This window comes from Actinomadura violacea (genome assembly GCF_017573465.1).
Classification (GTDB): Bacteria; Actinomycetota; Actinomycetes; order Streptosporangiales; family Streptosporangiaceae; genus Spirillospora; species Spirillospora violacea.
This window is the reverse complement of record NZ_JAGEPF010000008.1, coordinates 1-20346: the sequence shown is the minus strand read 5'-3', so window position 1 is coordinate 20346 and position 20346 is coordinate 1. Positions and strand designations below refer to the sequence as shown.

20 protein-coding genes are annotated in these 20346 nt (G+C 68.8%); 4 read left to right on the top strand and 16 right to left on the bottom strand.

Annotation, left to right across the window (positions count from 1 at the left end; genetic code table 11):
• Positions 1-5 precede the first annotated feature (5 nt).
• Entirely contained in the window at positions 6-473 is a 468-nt protein-coding gene (locus J4709_RS13270; RefSeq protein WP_208240695.1) for a hypothetical protein, read from the bottom strand.
• 452 nt (positions 474-925) lie between these two features.
• Here J4709_RS13270 and J4709_RS13265 point away from each other — a divergent pair, with 452 nt between their 5' ends.
• Complete coding sequence (locus tag J4709_RS13265) at positions 926-1825, top strand: LysR family transcriptional regulator (protein WP_232383443.1); 900 nt, start codon at positions 926-928, stop codon at positions 1823-1825.
• Position 1826: 1 nt separating this feature from the next.
• Here J4709_RS13265 and J4709_RS13260 read toward each other — a convergent pair whose 3' ends face one another.
• The 4 genes from J4709_RS13260 to J4709_RS13245 all read right to left on the bottom strand — a co-directional run bounded on the left by J4709_RS13260 (position 1827) and on the right by J4709_RS13245 (position 4825).
• Entirely contained in the window at positions 1827-2534 is a 708-nt protein-coding gene (locus tag J4709_RS13260; RefSeq protein WP_208240693.1) for an MBL fold metallo-hydrolase, read from the bottom strand.
• A gap of 157 nt (positions 2535-2691) precedes the next feature.
• Positions 2692-2883, bottom strand: a complete 192-nt coding sequence (locus J4709_RS13255; protein ID WP_208240691.1) for a hypothetical protein — start codon at positions 2881-2883, stop codon at positions 2692-2694.
• Positions 2884-3026: 143 nt separating this feature from the next.
• Positions 3027-3911, bottom strand: a complete 885-nt coding sequence (locus tag J4709_RS13250) for an acetate uptake transporter family protein (protein ID WP_208240689.1) — start codon at positions 3909-3911, stop codon at positions 3027-3029.
• A 167-nt stretch (positions 3912-4078) separates the two neighbouring features.
• On the bottom strand, positions 4079-4825 hold the full coding sequence (locus J4709_RS13245) for a polysaccharide deacetylase family protein (RefSeq protein ID WP_307801205.1): 747 nt from the start codon (positions 4823-4825) through the stop codon (positions 4079-4081).
• Positions 4826-4889: 64 nt separating this feature from the next.
• Here J4709_RS13245 and J4709_RS13240 point away from each other — a divergent pair, with 64 nt between their 5' ends.
• Positions 4890-5954: an MGDG synthase family glycosyltransferase gene (locus tag J4709_RS13240; RefSeq protein ID WP_232383442.1), complete on the top strand. Its 1065-nt coding sequence runs from the start codon at positions 4890-4892 to the stop codon at positions 5952-5954.
• On the opposite strand, the gene J4709_RS13235 is transcribed toward J4709_RS13240, so the two are convergent.
• From J4709_RS13235 to sigJ, 3 genes are all read right to left on the bottom strand, one after another.
• Positions 5908-6804 (bottom strand): DMT family transporter, encoded by an 897-nt coding sequence (locus J4709_RS13235; protein WP_232383459.1) that lies wholly within the window; start codon positions 6802-6804, stop codon positions 5908-5910. The genes J4709_RS13240 and J4709_RS13235 overlap by 47 nt on opposite strands.
• The gene (locus J4709_RS13230) at positions 6804-7709 is read right to left on the bottom strand and encodes a DMT family transporter (protein WP_173095971.1); all 906 of its coding nucleotides are present in this window, start codon (positions 7707-7709) and stop codon (positions 6804-6806) included. The genes J4709_RS13235 and J4709_RS13230 overlap by 1 nt, the downstream gene beginning before the upstream one ends.
• A 188-nt stretch (positions 7710-7897) precedes the next feature.
• The gene (sigJ, locus tag J4709_RS13225; protein ID WP_208240682.1) at positions 7898-8806 is read right to left on the bottom strand and encodes an RNA polymerase sigma factor SigJ; all 909 of its coding nucleotides are present in this window, start codon (positions 8804-8806) and stop codon (positions 7898-7900) included.
• A 182-nt stretch (positions 8807-8988) separates the two neighbouring features.
• Between sigJ and J4709_RS13220 the strand changes: the two genes are divergently transcribed.
• Complete coding sequence (locus J4709_RS13220; RefSeq protein WP_208240681.1) at positions 8989-9645, top strand: hemerythrin domain-containing protein; 657 nt, start codon at positions 8989-8991, stop codon at positions 9643-9645.
• Between the two features lie 15 nt (positions 9646-9660).
• Entirely contained in the window at positions 9661-11133 is a 1473-nt protein-coding gene (locus J4709_RS13215) for an MFS transporter (RefSeq protein WP_208240680.1), read from the top strand.
• On the opposite strand, the gene J4709_RS13210 is transcribed toward J4709_RS13215, so the two are convergent.
• The 8 genes from J4709_RS13210 to J4709_RS56395 form a co-directional block, all read right to left on the bottom strand.
• On the bottom strand, positions 11126-12409 hold the full coding sequence (locus J4709_RS13210; RefSeq protein WP_208240679.1) for an MFS transporter: 1284 nt from the start codon (positions 12407-12409) through the stop codon (positions 11126-11128). The two genes, J4709_RS13215 and J4709_RS13210, sit on opposite strands and share 8 nt — an antisense overlap.
• 902 nt (positions 12410-13311) lie before the next feature.
• Positions 13312-13491, bottom strand: a complete 180-nt coding sequence (locus tag J4709_RS13205) for a hypothetical protein (protein ID WP_208240678.1) — start codon at positions 13489-13491, stop codon at positions 13312-13314.
• A 458-nt stretch (positions 13492-13949) separates the two neighbouring features.
• On the bottom strand, positions 13950-14150 hold the full coding sequence (locus J4709_RS13200; RefSeq protein ID WP_208240677.1) for a hypothetical protein: 201 nt from the start codon (positions 14148-14150) through the stop codon (positions 13950-13952).
• A 979-nt stretch (positions 14151-15129) separates the two neighbouring features.
• Positions 15130-15822, bottom strand: coding sequence for a hypothetical protein (locus tag J4709_RS13195; RefSeq protein WP_208240676.1), 693 nt, complete (start codon positions 15820-15822; stop codon positions 15130-15132).
• Positions 15819-16145: a hypothetical protein gene (locus tag J4709_RS13190; RefSeq protein WP_208240675.1), complete on the bottom strand. Its 327-nt coding sequence runs from the start codon at positions 16143-16145 to the stop codon at positions 15819-15821. The genes J4709_RS13195 and J4709_RS13190 overlap by 4 nt, the downstream gene beginning before the upstream one ends.
• A 356-nt stretch (positions 16146-16501) precedes the next feature.
• Positions 16502-17074, bottom strand: a complete 573-nt coding sequence (locus tag J4709_RS13185; RefSeq protein WP_208240673.1) for a YbaB/EbfC family nucleoid-associated protein — start codon at positions 17072-17074, stop codon at positions 16502-16504.
• Positions 17075-17086: 12 nt separating this feature from the next.
• Positions 17087-18301 carry a S8 family serine peptidase gene (locus J4709_RS13180; protein WP_208240671.1) on the bottom strand — a complete coding sequence of 405 codons (1215 nt, stop codon included), beginning with the start codon at positions 18299-18301 and terminating at the stop codon, positions 17087-17089.
• Positions 18302-19742: 1441 nt separating this feature from the next.
• Positions 19743-20204 (bottom strand): DUF2563 family protein, encoded by a 462-nt coding sequence (locus J4709_RS56395; RefSeq protein WP_504740137.1) that lies wholly within the window; start codon positions 20202-20204, stop codon positions 19743-19745.
• Positions 20205-20346 lie beyond the last annotated feature (142 nt).

The window sequence follows — 20346 nt, the reverse complement described above, 5'->3', positions numbered from 1 at the left end:
CCGTTTCAGTAGGGCGAATACGGGACCGGGCGACGGTGGTCCCGGGGATCACGGACGCAGTCCGACCCCGCGGTTATGACGATGCGGTTCATGTCATGCAGGGCCTCTGCCGTGAAACCGTAGCCGTACCCGTAGCGGTAACCGGCGGCGTGGCCCGCGAGTTCCGTGGACGTGCGGCCCCCGGTCGCGGGCCGGAAGGCGGAGATCACCCATCCGGAGCGCTCCGCGTAGGCCTTCAAACGCATGATCGCCGGTACCGCCTTGCCCGGTGGCATGCCGTCGACGGCGGAGAAGTCCGCGATGTTGTACGGGCTGGACTCGCCATCCTTGAAGTCCATGAGGTCGAACTGGTCGCAGGGGGCCGGCCCTCCACCGGGCGCCGTGGCGGGCTTTCCGGCGTGCATGACCTGGATGATCTTGTAAAAGAAGTCGTCGAGTCCATCCGACAGCTTCTTTTCATCGGCGACCTGCAAATGCTCTCCCTTAATGCGAGGGGTGCATCCGGATATGGTCGTGCATGCCAACATGAGGACAAATAAGGGTGTCCATCGGACGATTCGGCGGCGCATTGCTCGACGGCTGAATGCCGGTGGTCCCGCGGCTGTCTCCCAGTCGTGGCCGAGCGCGGCCGCAGCCGCGGCCCGGTCGATTGACCCCGCCCCCGTCATCGGTCCCCTTCTCGGCTCACGGCATTCATGAATCGACAGAGATCGTGTCTTGGTGGCATTAAGGCGGTCAAGGTCGCCGAGCGGTTGGCCTGAAGCGGCCAATGTGTCATTTCGGGTCGGTTGCTGGTTGGGGGAGTGCGGCCGGCGGCACTGCTGAATTCATTTCTCGGGGCTCTGGGGCGGCTCTCGCCGGGGGCGGTGGCCGGTCGGGGAGGGGTCGTTGCGGGTAGGGTCAACGGATCGGTGACCTTCGGGTCATGATCGGGGGGCGCGTGGAGCTTCGGGACATCGAGATCTTCCTGACGCTGGCCGAGGAGCTGCACTTCGGGCGCACCGCCGAGCGGCTGCACGTCACCGCGTCCAGGGTCAGCCACGCGATCAAGAAGCAGGAGCGGCGGATCGGCGCGCCGCTGTTCGAGCGCAACTCCCGCAACGTCCGGCTCACCCCCGCCGGACGGCGGCTCCACCAGGTGCTCGAACCCGCCTACCGGCAGATCATGAGCGGGATCGAGCAGGTGTCGGCCGGCGTCCGGAACCTCGCCGGGACGCTGACGCTCGGCACGATGGGGCCGCAGGGGTGGATGGTCGAGGAGATCGTCGGACGGTTCCGTGCCCGGCATCCCGGCATCGAGCTGGTGCACCGCGACCTGAACCCCGTCGATCCACTCACGCCCCTGCGGTCGGGGGAGATCGACGTGGCGCACCTGTGGCTGCCGGTGCGGGAGCCGGACCTGACGCTCTCCCCGGTCACCCATGCGTCGCCGCTCGTCCTCGCGCTGGCGGCCGGGCATCCGTACGCGGACCGCGAGTCGGTCTGCCTGGAGGACTTCGGCGACCTCACCTTCGTCGCGCACCGCTCGCCCATCCCGGCGTCCATGGAAGAGGCGATCCAGCCGTTCCGCACCCCGGCCGGACGGCCCGTCCCGCGCGGCCAGGTGGTCGCCACCTGGGACGACGAGCTCAAGGCCGTCGTCTCCGGGGAGGCCGTCGTCGCGTGCCCGGCCGAGACGGCGCGCTTCTACCCGTGGCCCAGCCTGGTCTACCTGCCCGTCCGCGACGCCGCGCCCCTCCAGTGGGCGTTCGCGTGGCGGTCCGCCCACGAGACCCCGGTGGTCCGGGCCCTCGCCGAGGCCGTGGCGGACGCCGGGGAGGGGTAAGTCAGCCGTTCCGGACGGCCGCGCTCACCTGCGCGGGCGAGGTCTGCCAGGGGGCGCCGTGGCCCGGCAGCACCCAGGACGCCGCCAGGCCGGCGATCCGGTCGAGGGAGGCGAGCGCCTCGTCCGGGTCGTCGGTGAACGGCGCGGGCTGCGGGCCGGTGCGCCCGGTGAGGACGTGCCGGGTGGTGAGGGCGTCGCCGACGAACACCGCGTCCGCGGCGGGGACGTGCACCGCGACGCTGCCGGGGGAGTGCCCCGGCATGCCCACGATCACCGGGCTGCCGGGCAGGTCGAGGACGTCGCCGTCGCCGACCTCGGTCACCTCGGCGACGTAGCGGGGGCGCAGCCCGTTCTTGCGGATCGAGTAGCCGAGGAACCCGAGCGTCGGCCCGACGCGCATGGAGCCGAACGGGGTCTTGGGCTTCTCGCCGGTCCGGGCGCGGTCGGCGTCGGCGGCGTGCACGTACACCGGTACGCCGTGCTCGCGGCGCAGGCGCTCGGCGAAGCCGATGTGGTCGGAGTCGCCGTGCGTCAGCACGATCCCGCGGACGTCGTCGGCGGTCTTGCCGAGGGCCTGGAGTTCGCGCTGCAGGTCGTGCCAGTGGCCCGGCAGGCCCGCGTCGATGAGGGTGATCCCGTCGGGGGTGTCGACGAGGTAGCAGGCGACGATGTCGTTGCCTAGGCGGTGCAGGTTGGACGCGAGGCGCATGGCCCCCTCCTGGGAACTCGTGCTCGATGGCAAGAGCTAAGCTAAGTTCCCCAACGGCTAATGTCAATAGCTTGACGCCTGCCGCGCCGAATGCGTGGTGCAACGCTCCGGGTTCTGCGGATCGTAGCGGACGGCGACCGTGTCACCGCCGAGGCCCTCAGATGTAGGCGTGCTGGGTGCGGATGTGCTCGCGGAGGGCGTTGAGCTCCAGCAGGGCCTCCGCGCAGTGGTCGCAGACCCACACCCCGCTCGGGATGGTGATCTTCCGCTTGGCCGCGTCGTCCCGCGCGCAGGCCAGCTGGTAGGTCTGGACGGCCCGTCGCCACGTCCTCCGAAACGCCGATCGCATCCCGCTCCCTCCAAGCGCCGATGGAATGACGCCCAGGATAGGCGAGCGGAAACGTAAAACCTCCGTGAGCTGGGTAAAGTCTCGCCCCATGCCCGTGCCCCGCCCCTGGGTACGGGGACGGGGCGCGGCACGGAGTGCCGGGATCACTGTCCGATCTTGACCCCCGGCTCGCCGTAGCGGTACTCCAGCGAACGCCTGGCGCGGCGTCCCGGCATGTTCTGGCCTCCCCGGAACGCGAAGAGCGGCAGGATCGTCCGTCCGTAGCTGTTCTCGAGCATCAGCGCGGCCGCCGTGTAAACGGCGATCGCCGCGGAGATGACGAACAGCCAGCCGCCGACCCGGATGGGCCAGGTCGAGCCCGCCCAGAATCCGGCGGCGGTGAAGCCCGCGCCCGCGGCAAGGGGCCACAGGACCGCCGACATCGCCAGGTTCTTGCCCATCGCGGCCAGCGCGCCGAACCCGGTGATCACGCACAGTGCGATGAACCAGAACGCGAAGCCCTGGTTGACCACCCCGATCCGCGGTGCGAGTGCCAGCGGGTAGGCGCCGATCGCGACGAGCATGAACAGCAGGCCCCAGCCGATCCAGAACGCGCCCCACATGCCGTGCATGGCGGTGGCGAGGCCGTCCCGGGCCCGGTAGGACCACATGCCGGCGAGGAACTGCGCCAGTCCCCCGAACGTCAGCGCGAACGGGAACAGCACGAGCGGCGTGAGCGCCGTGCCGTACCAGTTCGCCTGCCACGCGCCGACCATCATGGTGGCGCCGGCGAACCCGAACAGGCCGAGGATCGACGGCGCGGCGATCGGCGTCAGGGAGATCCGCGTACGGTCCTCCCAAAGAGCGAACTGCTCGCCTTCCATCGCGCCCTCGCGGGGTGCGGCGGAGGCGGCCGGCGTGCCCCGGCCGGCGGGCATGTCGTGCGCGGGCATGTCATGCGCGGGGACGTCGTGCCCCGGGCCCGTCATCGGCGTGCCCTCGCCGGGAGCCGGCGAGTCCCTTCCTGTGGACCTTCTGCGATCCCTCATGACATCTCCTCCCCCATAGGAGAATCTCCCTCACAACCTTGTAACCGGGAATCAGGGGGCGAAACGCACAAAACGGGCAAAGGTGACGCGCGGTAGCGCCGTCCACATACCTGCCGCCCGCAGGGGCAGAAGGATCCGTGTGACACAAGAGCCGGCGGACGCGGCCATCATGCCGGAATCCCGTGATCGCGCAGCGGGCCCACGGTGAGCCCCGCGCTCCGGCACGCCTCCACGACGTTCGGCAGCGCGCCCAGCGACGACTTCCACGCCCCCGGCGCGGACGTGACGTCGCTGTCGTGCAGCAGCAGCGTCGCCCCGCCCTCGATGCCCGGCGACAGCTCCGCCAGCACCGACTCCGGCGTCGCCGACGCCGTCCAGTCCCGCCCCCACGCCGACCACAGGATCGGCCGCAGCCCGTTGCGGCGCGCCGCCAGCAGCGCCTCGGCGCTCAGCGCCCCGTACGGCGGCCGGTACCAGCGCGGCCGCGCCCCGCACACCTCCTCGACGAGCCGGACCGTCCGGGCGATCTCCGCCGAGACCCGCCCGGGCCGGGTGACCAGCGCGTTGTCGTGGTGCCAGCCGTGCACGCCGAGCTCGTGGCCGTCGGCGGCGATGCGCCGCCCGACGTCCGGGTGGCGCAGCAGCATCGAACCGAGGACGAAGAACGTCGCGCGGCAGCCGAGCCGGGACAGCTCGTCCAGGAACAGCGGCGTGGACGCGCCGTCCGGGCCGTCGTCCAGGGTCAGCGCGACGTGGTCGGAGAAGCCGCGGCCCGCGATCCGGGGCGTCCAGCGGCGGACCGGAGCGAGCCAGGTCGCCGCGGGCAGGGTGTGCGCCAGCGCCGCGCCCAGGCCGGCGGCGGTGCCGGCCACCGCGGCGGCGGGGACGTGGCGTGCCCGGATATGTGTGTGCACATGACCATCTTGCACAGGGGGGTCCCATCTAATGGGCAAGCGACTCTTAATTCTCACAGCGGGCATGGGGGCGGGGCACGACGCGGTCGCCGGAGAGCTGGAACGGAGGGTCGCCCCGTACGGCGTCGAGGTCTCCGTGGTGGACGTCCTCGACCTCGTGCCGCTGCGGCTCGGGCGCGCGCTGCGCCGCGCCTACGCGGGCACGATCCGGTCCGCGCCGTGGCTGTACGCGGCGGTCTACCGGGCGTTCTTCGTGTCCGGGCGGCCCGGGCCGCTGCGCCCGCCGCCGCCTTCGCCGCTGACCGCGCTGATCGCCGCGCGGCTTGAGCGGCGCGTCCGGGAGCTGCCGCCGGACGCGGTCGTGTCGACCTTCCACGTCGCCGCGCAGGCCGCGGGGCGGCTGCGCCGGTCCGGGGGGCTGGACGCGCCGTCCCTGGTCCTCGTCACCGACTTCGCCGTCCACCGGATGTGGCTGCACCCCGGCAACGACCGCTACCTGTGCCCCGACCAGGCGGCGGCGCGGGCCGTCACGGCCGCGACGGGACGTCCCGCGACCATGTGCGCCCCCCTGGTGTCGCCGGAGCTGCGCAGCCCGGACATAGAGGCCGGCCGCGAACGGCTGCGCAGGGCGGTCGGGGCGGGCTCGGACGAGCGGGTCGTGCTGATCTCGGCGGGCGCCTGGGGCGTCGGGCAGGTGGTGGAGGCGGCGGGCGTGCTGGCGGCGTCCGGACGGTACCGGCCCGCCGTGCTGTGCGGCCGCAACGGGCGCCTGCGCCGCCGGATCCTCGGCACCGGGCTCGCCCCCGCGCTCGGCTGGCGCGACGATGTCCCGCAGCTGATGGCGGGCGCGTACGCGCTGGTCGACAACGCCGCCGGGATGATGTGCCGGGAGGCGTTCGCGTGCGGGCTGCCGGTGATCTCCTACCGGCCGATCCCCGGGCACGGCCGCGACGGGGCGCGGGCCATGGCGCGCGGCGGCCTCAGCGTCCACGCGCACTCGCCCGCCGAGCTGGTGGAGGCGCTGGACCGGCTGGCGGACGGCGCGCTGCGCCACACCCGCGCCGCCCGCGTGGACGCGCTGTTCAGCGCCGAGCCCGCCGAGCGCGCGGTGTGCACGGCGCTCGGCTGACGGTGTGCTGCTCGTGCAGCACGGGGGAGCGGGCGATCCCGATGCTGCCGACCAGGATCAGCGCGATGCCGGCGAGCTCCAGCGCGACCCAGCCGCCGGCGCGGATGTGCTCGTCGAACAGGCCGATGCCGAGGCAGATGCTCGCGACGGGGTCGGTCACCGTCAGCGCGGGCTGCACCACGACGAGGGTGCCGCTGGCCAGCGCCATCTGTAGCAGCACCAGGCTGGCGATGCCCGTCGCGACCATCGCGTAGAGCTCCCAGGACGCGAACGCGGCGGCGACCCCGGAGTCGGTGATGATCTGCGTGGCCGTCTTCATGTAGGCGGCGGTCAGCGCGAACCCCAGCGACGTCGTCACGCCCAGCAGCACGGCGCGCAGCGGCCCGCTGACGATCCAGGCCGCCGCGATCAGCCCCGCCGCCAGGCCCGCCGTCACGCCGGTGGCGATCATCCAGCCGAGCGGTCCCGGACGTCCCGGTCCCTCCGACGGGGACGCGGCGGTGAGCAGCGCCGCCAGGCCGGCGGTCAGCGCGCCGACCGCCGCCCACGGCAGCTTGGCGAACGCGCCCGGCACCAGCCAGCCGAGCAGCAGCATCGTGAACGGCAGCTCCGCCGCCAGCAGCGGCTGGACCAGCGCCAGCCCCGCCCGGTCCAGCGCCGCGGCCTGGAGCAGGAACGCGGCGATGAGCGCGCCGATCCCGCCGAGCCAGGCGGGCTTGCGCAGCAGGTCGACGATCAGCGACGGGCGGAACGTGTGCTCGTCCGGCGCGCCCTTGGCGACCTGCCGCTGCAGCACCGACGCCAGCGCGTTGGCGGCGGCGGCGAGGACCGCGAACAGCACCGGCAGCATCAGCACCCCGCCCCGTCCTCGCGCGCGCTCTCCTCGCGGACCCCGTTCGCGGCGGCACCGGCGCGGTCACCCGGTTTGCCCAGATAGGGGGAGCGGCCCAGCACGACGATCCCGGCGACCATGGCGGCGAGGCCGATCGCCTCCAGCGCCAGGCTGCCCACCGACACCCGCAGCCGCTCGTCGAAGATCACGATGCTGAGCGCGATGCCGGTGAGCGGCTCGGCCGCCGTGGTCGCGGGCAGCGAGATCCGCAGCGGCGCCGCGTCGAACGCGCTCTGCGAGAACAGCAGTGCGGTCGCCCCGATCAGCACCAGGCTGTAGGGCTGCCAGTCCCGGGCCGCCTGCCAGATCCCGTGGTCGAACAGCAGCAGGACGCTGCGGGTCAGCGCGTCCTGCAGGCCGTACAGCAGGCCGGCGGCGCAGGCCAGGGTGATCGCGCGGACCCGCAGGTCGCGGTGCTGGCCCGCAATCGTCAGCAGCCCCACCAGGCCGAGCACCACCGCGCCGGCGATCCAGCGCGGCGACCAGGTGCTCGGCTCGCCCCCGCCGTGCGGCTCCCCGATCGTCAGGAACAGCGCGACGCCCGCGGTGAACAGCACCGCGCCCTGCCACTCCGCGCGGCCGAGCCGCTCCCGGTAGATCAGGTGCGCGGCGACCAGCGCGAAGATCAGGTTGCTCGCCAGCAGCGGCTCGACCTGCGCGATGTCGGCCATGTTCAGCGCCACCGCGAACAGCACCTGGCCGACGATCATCGTGCCGATGCCGGCCAGCCACAGCCGGCTGCGCAGCAGGTGCAGCAGCAGCCGCGGGTGCAGCATCTCCTCCAGCGGCTCCCGGTAGGCGGCATGCTGCTGGGCGACGAAGCCGAGTCCGGTGAACGCGGCCGCCACCACGGCGAAGATCATCCCGAGAAGGCTCATATGGATCGGGCGATCCGCGCCCGGCGCCTCCGGGCCGCGGGTGATCGCGATGACCCCCTACCCAGGCTGGCCTGCCCGAATCGGCGACCGGGAGCGGCCACGGCGAGGCGGCGGCACGGTGGGCCGGGAAGGGGCGGTCCGCCGCCGCGGCCCCCGGCGGCGGACCGCGTCTCTCAGCGGTGCTCGTCGATGTGAGCGAGCTTGTCCGGGTTCGTCACCGCATAGATCCCGCGGATCCGGTCGTCGCCCGGCGCCAGGTCCAGCACCATGACGCCGAACGGCGCGTCCCCGCTGTCGAACAGCACCGCGGACGGGTCGCCGTTGACGGTCCGGTACCGGATCTCCACCGGCCACCGCCCCCGCCCCGTCCCGCCGGTGATCGTCCGCGCGACCCGGTCGGCGCCCTGGATCGGGCGCAGCGCCGCCGGCCGCGCCTTCCCGCCGCCGTCGGTCCACAGCGTCACGTCCGGCGCCAGGATCCGCATCAGGTCCTCGATGTCGCCGCCCAGCGCCGCCTGCACGAACCGCTCGGTCACCTGCCGCTGCACCTTCGGGTCGGCCTGGTAGCGGGGACGCCGCGCGTGCACGTGCTCGCGGGCCCGGTGCGCCAGCTGCCGGACCGCCGACGGGCTGCGGTCCAGGATCGCCGCGATCTCGGTGTGCGCGTACCCGAACACCTCGTGCAGCACGAACACCGCCCGCTCCAGCGGCGTCAGCGTCTCCAGCACCACCAGCAGCGCCATCGACACCGCCTCGGTCCGCTCCGCCGCCTCGTCCGCCCCGGCGTCGCTCACCAGCGGTTCGGGCAGCCACGGCCCCACGTACGTCTCGCGCCGCCGGCTGATCGTCGCCTGCCTGGCCAGCGCCGTGTTCACCGCGATCCGCACCAGGTACGCCCGCGGGTTCCCGATCTCCTCCGCGCCGCCCGCGCCGTACCGGGCCGACCACGCCAGCCACGCGTCCTGCAGCACGTCCTCGGTGTCGGCGACGCTGCCGATCATGTTGTAGACGACCGAGAACAGCAGCTCCCGGTGATCGGCGAACACCCGCGTCGCGGTGTCCTCGGCGATGCCTTCGGGCATGGGTCGACCTCCTGTGCGCTCGACCCCATAGAGGGCCCGCGCCCCCGAAGTGTGACATCCCGCCCGTAACTGTGATGTGGCCCTCATCCCGGCCGCGCCGTGTCACAAACGCCGCCCGGCGTCCGCTCATTGGTGGCGAGCAACGGGGACAGACCCGGCACCGTACGAGGGGGCCATCACTCATGAGCCGCACCACGCAACCGGCCGCGCGGACGCGATCCGTCCCGCCCGACCCGATCGACGTCTCGTTCATGTACGCCGTCCACGACGCCTTCCAGCGCGACCTCGACCGGCTCGTCGCCATGGCCGAGGCCGGGGACGCCCCCGGCGCCGCGCTCCGCGCCGGCTGGGACCGCTTCACCACGTTCCTGCAGGTCCACCACACCGCCGAGGACACCCACCTGTGGCCCGTCCTGGCCGGCAGGGTCGCCGACGGCGCCGTCCTCGAGCAGATGGAGGACGAGCACAACGCCCTCGACAGGCTGCTGGACGGCGTCGACGCCGCCCTGTCCGGGCCCGCGCCCGCGCTCGCCGCCCGCGCCGCCGAACTCGCGCAGACCCTCACCGCCCACTGCGACCACGAGGAGGAACTCGCGCTGCCGCTCGTCCAGCAGCACCTCACCAAGGACGAATGGGACGCGTTCGGCGCCGAGCAGCGCAGCAAGCTCGGCATGAGCGGCGCCGCGACCTTCTTCCCCTGGCTGCTCGACGGCGCCGCCGACGAGACGCGCCGCAAGGTCCTCGGCATCGTCCCGCCGCCCGTCCGGCTGCTGTACCGCGCCGTCTGGCGGCCCCGCTACGAACGCGCGCCCCGCTGGCAGACGCCGGCGAGCGCCTGACACCCGGAGATGACCATGGCGACCACCGACGCCCGCCCGTCCTTCCTCGCGACCGGGCGCGGCAAGATCACCCTCACGCTGCTGTGCGCGATCGCGTTCCTGGACTTCATCGACGCCTCGATCGTCAACGTGGCGCTGCCCGCGATGCGAAAAGACCTCGGCTTCTCCGTCCAGGACCTCCAGTGGGTGCCGTCCGGCTACCTGCTCACCTACGGCGGGTTCATGCTGCTCGGCGGCCGGCTCGCCGACCTGCTCGGCCGCCGCCGCGTCGTCGTCGCCGGCACCGTCCTGTTCTCGCTGTCGTCGGTGACCGGCGGCCTCGCGCAGACGTCCGGGATGCTCATCGGCGCCCGGTTCGCCCAGGGCATCGGCGCCGCGCTGATGCTGCCCGGCACCCTGTCCATCCTCACCACGACGTTCAAGGAGGGCGGCGACCGCAACAAGGCGCTCGGCGTGTGGGGCGGCGTCGCCGGCGGCGCGTCCGCCGCCGGCGTGCTGCTCGGCGGGCTGCTCACCGACGGCCCCGGCTGGCGCTGGGTGATGCTGGTGAACGTGCCGGTCTGCGTCATCGTGATCGCGGGACTGTTCCTGCTGGTCGAGGGCGACCGGCGCAGCGCACGGCTCGCGAACTTCGACGCCCTCGGCGCCGTCCTCGTCACCGCCGGGATGCTGCTGCTCGTCTACACGATCGTCAAGGCGCCCGACGTCGGATGGGGCGCGGCCCGCACCGTCGGCGGCCTCATCGGGGCGGTGGCGATCCTGCTGGCGTTCCTGCTCAACGAGCAGCGCGGCCGCAACCCGCTGCTGCCGCTGTCGATCTTCCGGATCCGCGGGCTCGGCGCCGCCGACGTCGCGATGCTCGTCGCCGTCGCCGGGATCGGCTCGATGTTCTTCTTCCTCAGCCTCTACATGGAGAACGTCCTGAACTACTCGCCGATGAAGACCGGCTCCGCCTACCTGCCGCTCTGCTTCGGCGTCGGCATCGCCGCCGGGATCTCGTCTCAGCTGCTAACCCGGGTCGGCACCCGCCCGGTGATGGTCGCCGGGCTGCTGATCGCGGGCGGCGGCGTCTACTGGCTGTCGCGCATCCCGGTCGACGGCGCGTACCTCACCGACCTGCTGCCCGGCCTGATGATCGCCTCCATCGGCCTCGGCCTGGCGTTCGTGTCGATCACCACCGCCGCCAACGCCAACGTCGCGCCGGACCGGGCGGGCATCGCCGCCGCCCTGCTCAACGCCTCGCAGCAGCTCGGCGGCGCCCTCGGCCTGGCGATCTTCTCCGCGCTCGCCACCGCCCGCACGCACGACCTGGTCGCCGACCGCAAGCCCATGCCGGACGCGCTGACCGGCGGGTTCTCCCGCGCCCTGCTCGCCTGCAGCATCTTTCTCGCCGCCGCCGCGATCGTCGCGCTGCGCGCCGCCAACACCCGCGGCGAGGCCGAACAGCCGCAGGACGAACCACTGACCGAGCCCGTCCCGGTCAAGTAGGCGCGGCCTCCTCAGGGGACCGGATCAGGAACGTCCCGGCCAGCACCACCAGCCCCGACAACATCAGCACGAACTGGGCCGGGACCATGCCGAGCGGCCGCACGCCGGCCTCCTTCAGGAGGTCGGCGGCGCCGCCCGCGACCAGCGCCGCCAGCGCCAGCCCGAACCGCAGCACCGAATGGAACGCGGTGAGCGCCAGGTTCCGGTCCACCCCGCCGAGGCTCTCCTGCAGATAGGTGATCCCGCCCACCAGCGCGCTCGTCGCCGCCGCGCCGAACAGCACCGCCCCGACGAACGACCACGGCTCGGACGCCAGCCCGCCCATCGACGCGATCACCACCCCCTGCGCCGCCGTCGCCGCCCGGACCTGCGTCAGCAGGCTCCCCGTCTTGCGGTGCAGCAGCAGCAGACCCACGATCGCGCCGATCCCGAAGCACACCACCAGCACCCCGAACCCGACCTGCCCCGCGTTGATCACCCCCTTCACGAACACCACCCCCAGCGAGAACAGCGCGCCCAGCCCCAGCGCCACCACCGCGATCCCCGGCAGCACGCTCCGCACCACCCGCAGCTTCAGCGCGTTGACGAACCCGTGCTCCTCGCGCGCCTCCCGCTCGTCGCGCTCCATCGCCGCCTTCTCGCCCGGCCCCGGCCCGAGGTCCGGGATCGCCCGCACCGCCAGCCACGACGCCAGATACGTCAGCGCGTCCAGCCAGAACACCAGCACGTACCGCCAGTGCCCGCCCCACCCCGCCCGCTCCGACACCCACAGGATCAGCCCGAACATCCCCGCGCCGAACGGGATCATCCCGTACGACGTCGCCATCGTGATCCCGTTCGCCAGCTCCAGCGTCCCGGTGTCGTGGTCGTTCTTCCCCTCCTCCCGGCCCTCCCCGATCAGGAACGGGATCGCCGCGTCCCGGGCCGGCAGGAACATCAGCCCCACGACCTCGATCATGAACGCCCAGAAGTACACCCACCACAGCCAGGGCACGATCGGCAGCGCCACCGCCATCCCCACCCTGACCAGGTCGGACGTCAGCATCACGCTCCGCCGCCGCCACCGCGTCACCACCCGCGCCGCGACCGGCGCGCCCAGCGCCGACGGCAGCAGCCGCAGCACCAGCACCCCGCCCACCGCCGTCGTCGAGCCGCTCAGCGCCAGCACGAAGTACATCAGCGCGAGCGTCCCCATCCAGTCGCCGAGCGAGGACACCGTCTGCCCGACGATCAGCCGCCGAAACTCCGGCCGATTCAGCCGCTCCTTAAGCGCCATCCGGCTTCCATCCACGGGGCCCAGGCGCACACGCCGGAGCCGTCGCCGAGCGTGAAATCGTCGACCGGCGGCCATTCAGCCGCGCCCCACCAGCGCCCCAGCCCCACCGCCGCCACGCCCACGCCCGCCCGAACCTCCACACCCCGCCCGACCCAGGGGGGAAGTGCCCGCCGAGCACCAGAGTCCGCGGAACCTCCATGCGACCACGAGTTCCCGCCCAGCCGCCCCCCAACCGAAGCCCACCCCACAAACCCCCCCCGCGCCCGGCACCCCCGCCGCCGACGCCCCCAGCACCGACCCCCGAGCCCCTCCCTCTGCAAGCCGCACCGCCCGTCCCGGCACGACACCGTGAACACGTCCGCGACGCCGCAGCAACACGGCAGATCCGCCGACGCGACGATGCTGCCCGCCGTCGCATCGGCCCGTCCCTGACGATCACCACCCGCCCGTCCGGCCGCCGGCACACCACCGTCCCGCCACGGCCGTGGCAGCACGTCATGCCCTTTCCAGCGCACCCGCCGCGCCACGGGCTGGTCGCCCACCCCGTGCCACCCACCAGCCCCGCGACCCGCCCAGCCCTGGCCGGAAACGCCACGCGTCCACCGCACCCGACATCTGCACTGGCCGCGCCCGGTCGCCGACCGCCTCCGTCAGCCCCGGCAGCGTCCCCGGGCTGAGATGGGTGAGCACATCGAACGACCGCGCCGCCACCCGCTACACAGGGCGCGTCGGCGGCGCCCGAAACCACCCCAACTCCTGCCCGTGCGTCGACCCGACCAGCCGCCCTATCCCCGCCGTCCGCACGACCGGCTTGTACAACCCGAACGGCGCCCCGCCATGATCTACGCCACCTCCCCGGTACCGAGCGACGAGTTGCACACCCCCGTGACGAGCAGGTATCACTACCTCCGCACGCCGGGGAAGTCCAGCCCCGCGTCGAAGTCCGCAGCCCCCGGCTGCGCGGGCGCGCCGACCACCACCCGGTCGGCAGCCAGCCGCCGCACAAGCTCCCACGTGAACGTCTGCACTCCGCCCGATCCAGGGGAGTGCCCGCTGAGCGCCAGAGTCCGCGGAATCTCCATGCCCCCGATTTCCCGTCCAGCGCCCCCAACCGATCCCACCCACAAACCCGACCGCCGACGGCGGCGACCACACCGCCGCCCAACGCCTCACTACCGGGAAGCCGGTAAGCCCCGGCCTGCGCACTCACTCACCCACCCCGGCCAGTCGGAGGGATCGCCCTCGTCCAGCAGTCCCATCAACGAGACGAGCCGATGTATCTCAGCCCTCTCCCGCGACCGTCCCCGCCCGACGTCGGCCCAGCTCCGCAGTGGCGCACCGTGGCCAGCTCCCGCGAGCGAACACGTCTGCGTTGCTGCCTCGCCTACCGTGGTTACACTTACCGCCGAGCACACCTCCAGCCGAGCCAGAATCGCCGCAAAATCGACCGGTACCTTTTCCTGGCACCAGAAGTAGAGCAATAGGCGACATGATGTCTTTCCGCAGTCGCCCAACGGCGAGGAGGGCTCACTGTGGTCTTTTATGTTTTCTTGATCGCGTATGTGGCGAGAATGTACATGCCGGCGGCGGCGGGCAGCAAGAGAAATACCAGCCCCGAGTCAGGACTTCCAAGTCCCATTATTGCCAGAACGGCGGCGCCGATAAAACCGGGTGCGGCGGCGATCCGGAGCACTATTTGCGAAACGCGTCCCGCGAGGAGTGCGATGATGAGCGTGATCACGCAAATGAGCAAGCATGATGTCAGTACCGTGAAAGAGGCGTGAGGGCCAAAGCAAGCACTCTGCCTTGCCGTTCGGCTTATTGACAAAGTCGTGAGTACTCCGCCTGAATAAATTGCTGACATGACGCCCCACAGCAGGGCGACTGCACGAGTGGGTGCAGCTTCTTTTCTTTTCACAGGGCACAGGATGGTAGAGCCATCTGAAATCCGGATGCCGTACCTGTCTCCAAGTCGAAAGGTGAGTGAGTGGTCAACTGACCACCCGTGAGGTGATCTCTAGCCAGAAGTAAGCCGCCTTCATTAACCATCGCCCTTTCCTGGTGTCCTTGTGGAAATCTAAGAGAGAAACTCCATGTCAGCAATCACCTGCACTCCTTCGAGGACTTTGTACGCCTTTAGTGTCGCCGCGCTTTTCTCAGATTATTCACTACTTCTTTGGCGAGAAGAGTGGCACTTGCCATCACATCTGAACCGATAGTGGGACCCGTGGTGTCTACACCGGGCATGAAGGAGACTGTGAACTCAATGTTCTCGTCTCTAGTGTAAACGTCGATGGAACCGTTAGCAGCCGATGGGCGGGCGGAGAGGAGGTCCTCGCCTCGGACAAATGCTTCGCTTCCAATTCCGTGTATTTCTCGGCACGTCGCTCCATGGCAGGCCGAACGACCGAACTTAAAATTCTTAGCCGCAGCAGATGAGCCGCCGTACTTTTTAGCATGGAACACTTCCGCCAACCTTAATGAAGGCCCAGTCGGTGTGCTGTTCCAAGTGCATACCGACTGCTTGGTGCGTGAGCGTGCGGTCGGAACTCGCGACGGCTCGGGCGATGCACCACTACCCACGTATTTCTGGATAGACGAAGCGCCGATCAACATACAGGTGTCGACCACGTCGGAATAAGCCTGGTCATGGCCATCGGATACTGACGAGCAGCCTGCGGTGAGCAGCATGCTCAAAGCCATCGCGGCTCGGTAAGATCTCACAGCGGTGTCCATGCATGTAGGTCGAGCACGCCATCCGTAGGAAGCGGCAGCGGTCGAACACTATTGATATTCTTCAATGCCGCGCTTAGGGCGTTGGTGTAGTTCTTGCTTTCATCGATGGCAGCATTAACCAAGTTTGTGATGTTATCGGCAAACTCGGATAGTAATGAAGTGAAATGACTCAAGACCAGGGCAAGTGAAGCGCCATCGGTTGGACCGGCTGCCGCAACCGCCAGTACGGCCTTCCAGTCACTGAAGAGACCACCGCCGAAGTCCAGCAAGCTCTGGGCACATTTTGAGATGAACGTTATTCCTTCTTTGTATGCTTCGATCACTGCTGAATACATTTGACTGGTAGCGTCTAGGACGCCCTGAAGTGCGGTTACATTGCCAGTAATTGTCGTTTTTACGTCGAGCGCGTAGTAATTGAATCCATTTGCGGCGCCACCCGTCCATCTTGCATGCACCTGACTGTGTGCCCGTGAGACTCCCTCGAATGATTCGCTCATGGAACGGATGGCTTTCTCCCATTCTGTTACAGCGCGTTGGATGTTGTTCGGATGCCCGATCATGTCGCGCACCATGTCCAGTGCACCAAGAGCCTTGTGGTGGTTGGTTATCTCCGCAGCCTTCCTTACCGTGCTGGCATCGTGGTGAGGAAACGGGGCCGGCTCATCTAGCGTCGTCATTTCGGCATGTCTCGCAGGATGTCTCGAAGCGTGTCGATGCTTTTGTGTTCCGCATGGCCATAGTTTGCGGCTACGAGATTCAAAGCATAGATCATTAGATCGAGATTTGCCACCCCTTCGTCAATCTGCTGCCAGGCGTGATCGACTCCGGTATTGTACTTTGAAACGACATTTGTTTTCTTGCCGATGATCCCGAGATCGTCCGGGCCTATTTTGGCGTTTGCCAGTGTATTCGCGATGTCGATCCAGTTCTTGTTGGCTGAACTCAGATATGTGGCGACCTCTCGTAGGGATTGCCGTTGCACGCTGTACTTATCTGCCATGGAGGGAGTCCTTTTTCGTATGACTCGAAGAGCTGGCTGCCGGCGAGCTGTGACGAGTCTTGCCGAGTGAGTCGTGAGCCATTTGCTCGGCCGCGTTGATCGCCGCTACCAGCTCCCTGGAGAAGAAGTCTGCAGTGCACCTTCTTATCTGCCTTGAATCCAAGTGTATTGCTTTGAGCCGCGCCAGTCTATCTACCTCGACGACTCCTATGCCGCCTTTGATTTCAACCTCAATGCTCAGTGAAGAATCTTTTTGAGCGGCGGCCATGACTTTGCGTGTTTCGGTCTGGAGCGAGTCGACCAGATGGCCTAGTGCTCGAATTCGTTCCGCGATCTCATCGCTAGAGGACGCCATGCTAGTCAGCTTCGATTCCCAGCGATAGGGCCGCCATCCAGTCGCTGGCTGCCTTCGAGCGTGCATGAGCGATCGCTGACATCAGGAGGGCAGAGATCGTTCTCGATTGTTCCGTCTTCAGCAGGCGATGTGACACATGGAGATCAAGTATTCGACCGTTGCCGTCGACTTTGACATACACCTCCTCGCCCCCACTGCCTCCAAGATACTGTCGCCTTGAGGCTTCCTCGACGGCGAGAGTCAGTTCTTTTTGGCGGGCATCGGAAAATTCTTGGATTTCGTTGGTGAGTGAACTGTGGTCATCGGTCCTCGAAGTTTCCGGCGAAGGTGGGGCCAGTCCGCCATGGGGCGAGTGAGTGTGGTTGCGCCGCGGTACCGGCGGCATGGGAGGCAGCGTCTCCCCTTCTGGTTCAGTGAGTGCGGAATCCGTTGCCCGGCGAGGCCTGCTGTCATCTTGGCTGCCTTGAGGAGAGACGGCTGCCTGCTTACGTTCGATGACCTCCTGGTCTGTGCGCGGCGCAACCGGGACACTGAAGTTCAGTTGGTCTCTTAATTTGTTGTCTTCCCTACCCATGAAGTATCATCCTTAAAGTTTAGTGTCCTGTTTGGTAGACGTGTTGTTATTAGGATTTCTTGATTGTCGACGTCGATGGACGATCAATGATATGAATGTTGCGACGCCTATCAGAGTGGCAGTCGCGGCGAGAATTGCATAGGTGGATGTGTGTTGGCCCCCTTTTTCTTTGATTGCGCTGTGTCGGAGGGCGGTGGGTTGGGGGGAAGCTTCATTCCTGGCGACCTGGCCTGTGAGCGAGGCGTACACGGGGTTGGGGGCGTTCTTGGGGACGTTGGCGGTTAGGGCCTTGTAGGGGATCAGGGCGCCGTAGCCGGTTTTCTTGTCCCAGCCCTTGGGGCCTACATCCCTCGCGGTGGCCAGCATACGTTGCACGATCTCGCGGCCCGACATGTGAGGAAAACGAGACCTCATAAGCGCGACGACGCCTGAGGTGAGTGCCGCTGCCTGGCTTGTTCCATTGAGCCCTAAGAGGAAGGCTCCCGTCTTGCCTATTGACCCTACGGAGACGGCGGGGCCGGCAAGGTTGACGTTGCCTCCGGGGGTCGATTTTTCCCATGGGACGAGGTTCGCATCAACCCCGCCGACGGTCAGGACGCCACGACAATTTGCGGGGGCGTAGTTCGAGTCGTAAAGGGGGTCGTTGCCCGCGCCCGCGACCAGAACCACATCGTGCTGGACCGCATAACTCACTGCGGACTGTATCCCGATCGGGCATCTGTCGGCAGGGATGCCCTCGGACATGTTGATGACATCCGCTCCCCGATCGACAGCGTAGCGAATGTCTTTCGCGATGCCGAAGGTCGAGCTGACGACCGGAAGGATTCGGCTTTTGGGCGCGATGCCGACCATCCCGCTGCCAGAACCTTGACCGGTGATGAGCGCAGCCATCCCGGTTCCGTGCCCCCCGTTTTTTGCATCTGAGTCCACCCGGCCGTCGCCGCCATGTGGGCTTCCGCTTCCGCCCCCCGGAACCACGACACCTTTCAACTCTGGGAGTCGTGCCTCTACGCCGGTGTCGATCACGCCGACGGTAACGCCCTCTCCCTGAGCCAGCGGCCATACCTTGTCCGCTATCTGCCATGCTGTGAACCACCACTCTTCCGAGCGTGGCGTCGGCGCAGCGTGTGCCGGCGGGCAGGTGAGCGAGAGTAGGGCTGTGGCCGTTGCCAGAACCGCGAGTCTCCTCACCTGCGGAGTCTTGCGCTTCGGGAGATCAGCTGCCATGTTCTGGGTTTCTCCGGACCTGATCTGGCTTGCCGAGCACTTGTGGTGAGACTTCCGTTTCGTCGTGCCAGAGCGTGTCGTCCTCGGCTACGTAAACGTCCCTTGACCTCTCGCTGCTTTGGCCACCGCCTCCAGCGACTCCCGTCATGGGGAGCCCGGCACCTACAGGTCCTTGGCGTCCCTCTGCCATCGACGCGGCGGCGCCCTCGCTGCCGGGGCGGAGCGCTCCGCTGCGGAGGACCCCATCTGCGGACGGCTGCCTCACTCCACCTGGAGCACCGTAGGGGACGGACGGTTCCTGACCGATGCCTCCCATCCCCTTGAAGCCGTTATCGCCTATGACTCCGCGGGGCGACACGCGGGTGGGATCGCCAAGTCCCGGGCTGCCTCCGTGCGGCGCGGGCGACTCCGGAAAATGTGGGAGGCGTGGCCTTTTGCCGACCACTGGCGCCACTGAGGGCGGACCGTTTGGGCCGGTCGACACCCATGGGGGCGAGCCTCCGAGCGCAGGTGGGACCCGGCCCGGAGCGGGGGTGGTGGGACGGCCGTGAATCGGCGTCGTCGCATCTGGCGAGTCGGATGCAAGTCCCGGGTTCTGTCCCAGACCCGGACCTGTGCCTGCCAGATCCGTTGGACTCCCGCCTTGTGATGGGGCTGGCAGGAACGTCCCAGGCTCTCCGGAAGGCCGTCCACCCACTTGTGGAGCCGAGCCGTGAACGGGGGGCGGCAATCGATGACGTTGGTGCGATTCGACCGCCTCCAGCGCCGGACAGGGGAACGCCGTGGCCCGGGATGCCTGCAGCCGTCCCGGGCGCGTCGGCACCGGATGCTCCACCAGGTGTTCCGGATCCGGCGCCGGCGTACGGGGTCTCCCAGAAGGATTTCGGGAGGCCGAGAGCCAGCCCGGCTGGGATCTGGTCGAAGGCGGAGGCGAGGGATGTGTTGGTCTTGGCCAGAGCTTCCTGGGCGGCCTTGGTGTCGGCCGGGGATGCGGCGGCCTCGCCGAGAAGTCCCGGCACCACGGCCGCCGGGCCGGTTGGCGCCGGGATCGGGGACGGGTTCCGGAGAGCGGCGGCTCCACTCGACATGGCCGTTCCGAATTGGCCACTTGCCTTGGCGATTGCGGCCGTGTTGTCGGTGAGCTGCTTGATCTCGGTCGTGCCGGACTGCTGTGCGTCCCCGTCCCAGATCTGGTTCAGGCGTTTGGTGTGCTGGCCGAGGCGTTGTTCGAGGTCCTGGAGGGCGCTCTGCAGCTTGGTGTACGCCTGCTGGAGCCCTTCCAGGTCCGCGGGCTTGACGTTCGCGAGGAAGGACTTGATGGTTAGGTAGTCGTACTGGGCCGGGTCGCCGTGGCCGAGGGAGCCGGGACGGATGCCGCGCTCCTGAGGGTGCAGTGTCAAAGCCGGCTACCTCCGTCCGATCAGCTCTCGTCTGACTTCGTTCACCACGGGGTGACGTTCTTGGGTGTCGCCGTTCGGGCGGCCGTTTTCGCACCCTCTTCAGCCTTGCCGTAGGTCTTGGCGGCCGTCTCTACGCGGCCGGCTTGCGTGTAGCAGCTCTGTACGAACTGGTCGAGGATGTCGAGCATGTTGGTGTGCGCGGTGTTGACCTTGGAGGCGAGTTGCTGGGCAACATCCCAGTCGCCAACCTCGTGTACTTGGATCTTGAGGGCTTGGATTGCTTGTTCCAGGGCTTTGATGTCGGTGCGCATCTCGTCGGCGACTTTGAGGAGTTCGCGGCGGCGGACCTCGTACTTGCCTGCGCCTCTGGATGGGCGGACAGGGGGCGGTGACTGAGGTACGGGTTGCTGGGGTTTGGGAGCGGTTGGCGCTGCGGCGGGGGGAGTGCCGAGGGGGTAGAGGAGCTGGTTGAGGTGGTTGGTGGTGGGGTCTTGGGGAGGCATGGGTGGTGGTCGTCGGGTGTGGTTCAGGAGCCCCACATGGCGGTGTTCTGGCGTTCGGCGCCCAGGTGGATGTCGTGGGATTCGCCGATGACCTTGCTCATGCTGGACACGGCGGTGGCCATGCGCTGGGCGGCGAGTTTCC

Coding starts and splice junctions, on each gene's coding strand:
- J4709_RS13265 (WP_232383443.1), top strand. CDS start 926: ATGATCGGGGGGCGCGTGGAGCTTCGGGACATCGAGATCTTCCTGACG.
- J4709_RS13260 (WP_208240693.1), bottom strand. CDS start 2,534: ATGCGCCTCGCGTCCAACCTGCACCGCCTAGGCAACGACATCGTCGCC.
- J4709_RS13255 (WP_208240691.1), bottom strand. CDS start 2,883: ATGCGATCGGCGTTTCGGAGGACGTGGCGACGGGCCGTCCAGACCTAC.
- J4709_RS13250 (WP_208240689.1), bottom strand. CDS start 3,911: ATGAGGGATCGCAGAAGGTCCACAGGAAGGGACTCGCCGGCTCCCGGC.
- J4709_RS13240 (WP_232383442.1), top strand. CDS start 4,890: ATGGGGGCGGGGCACGACGCGGTCGCCGGAGAGCTGGAACGGAGGGTC.
- J4709_RS13235 (WP_232383459.1), bottom strand. CDS start 6,804: ATGCTGCCGGTGCTGTTCGCGGTCCTCGCCGCCGCCGCCAACGCGCTG.
- J4709_RS13230 (WP_173095971.1), bottom strand. CDS start 7,709: ATGATCTTCGCCGTGGTGGCGGCCGCGTTCACCGGACTCGGCTTCGTC.
- sigJ (WP_208240682.1), bottom strand. CDS start 8,806: ATGCCCGAAGGCATCGCCGAGGACACCGCGACGCGGGTGTTCGCCGAT.
- J4709_RS13220 (WP_208240681.1), top strand. CDS start 8,989: ATGAGCCGCACCACGCAACCGGCCGCGCGGACGCGATCCGTCCCGCCC.
- J4709_RS13215 (WP_208240680.1), top strand. CDS start 9,661: ATGGCGACCACCGACGCCCGCCCGTCCTTCCTCGCGACCGGGCGCGGC.
- J4709_RS13210 (WP_208240679.1), bottom strand. CDS start 12,409: ATGGCGCTTAAGGAGCGGCTGAATCGGCCGGAGTTTCGGCGGCTGATC.
- J4709_RS13205 (WP_208240678.1), bottom strand. CDS start 13,491: ATGGAGATTCCGCGGACTCTGGCGCTCAGCGGGCACTCCCCTGGATCG.
- J4709_RS13195 (WP_208240676.1), bottom strand. CDS start 15,822: ATGACGACGCTAGATGAGCCGGCCCCGTTTCCTCACCACGATGCCAGC.
- J4709_RS13190 (WP_208240675.1), bottom strand. CDS start 16,145: ATGGCAGATAAGTACAGCGTGCAACGGCAATCCCTACGAGAGGTCGCC.
- J4709_RS13185 (WP_208240673.1), bottom strand. CDS start 17,074: ATGGGTAGGGAAGACAACAAATTAAGAGACCAACTGAACTTCAGTGTC.
- J4709_RS13180 (WP_208240671.1), bottom strand. CDS start 18,301: ATGGCAGCTGATCTCCCGAAGCGCAAGACTCCGCAGGTGAGGAGACTC.
- J4709_RS56395 (WP_504740137.1), bottom strand. CDS start 20,204: ATGCCTCCCCAAGACCCCACCACCAACCACCTCAACCAGCTCCTCTAC.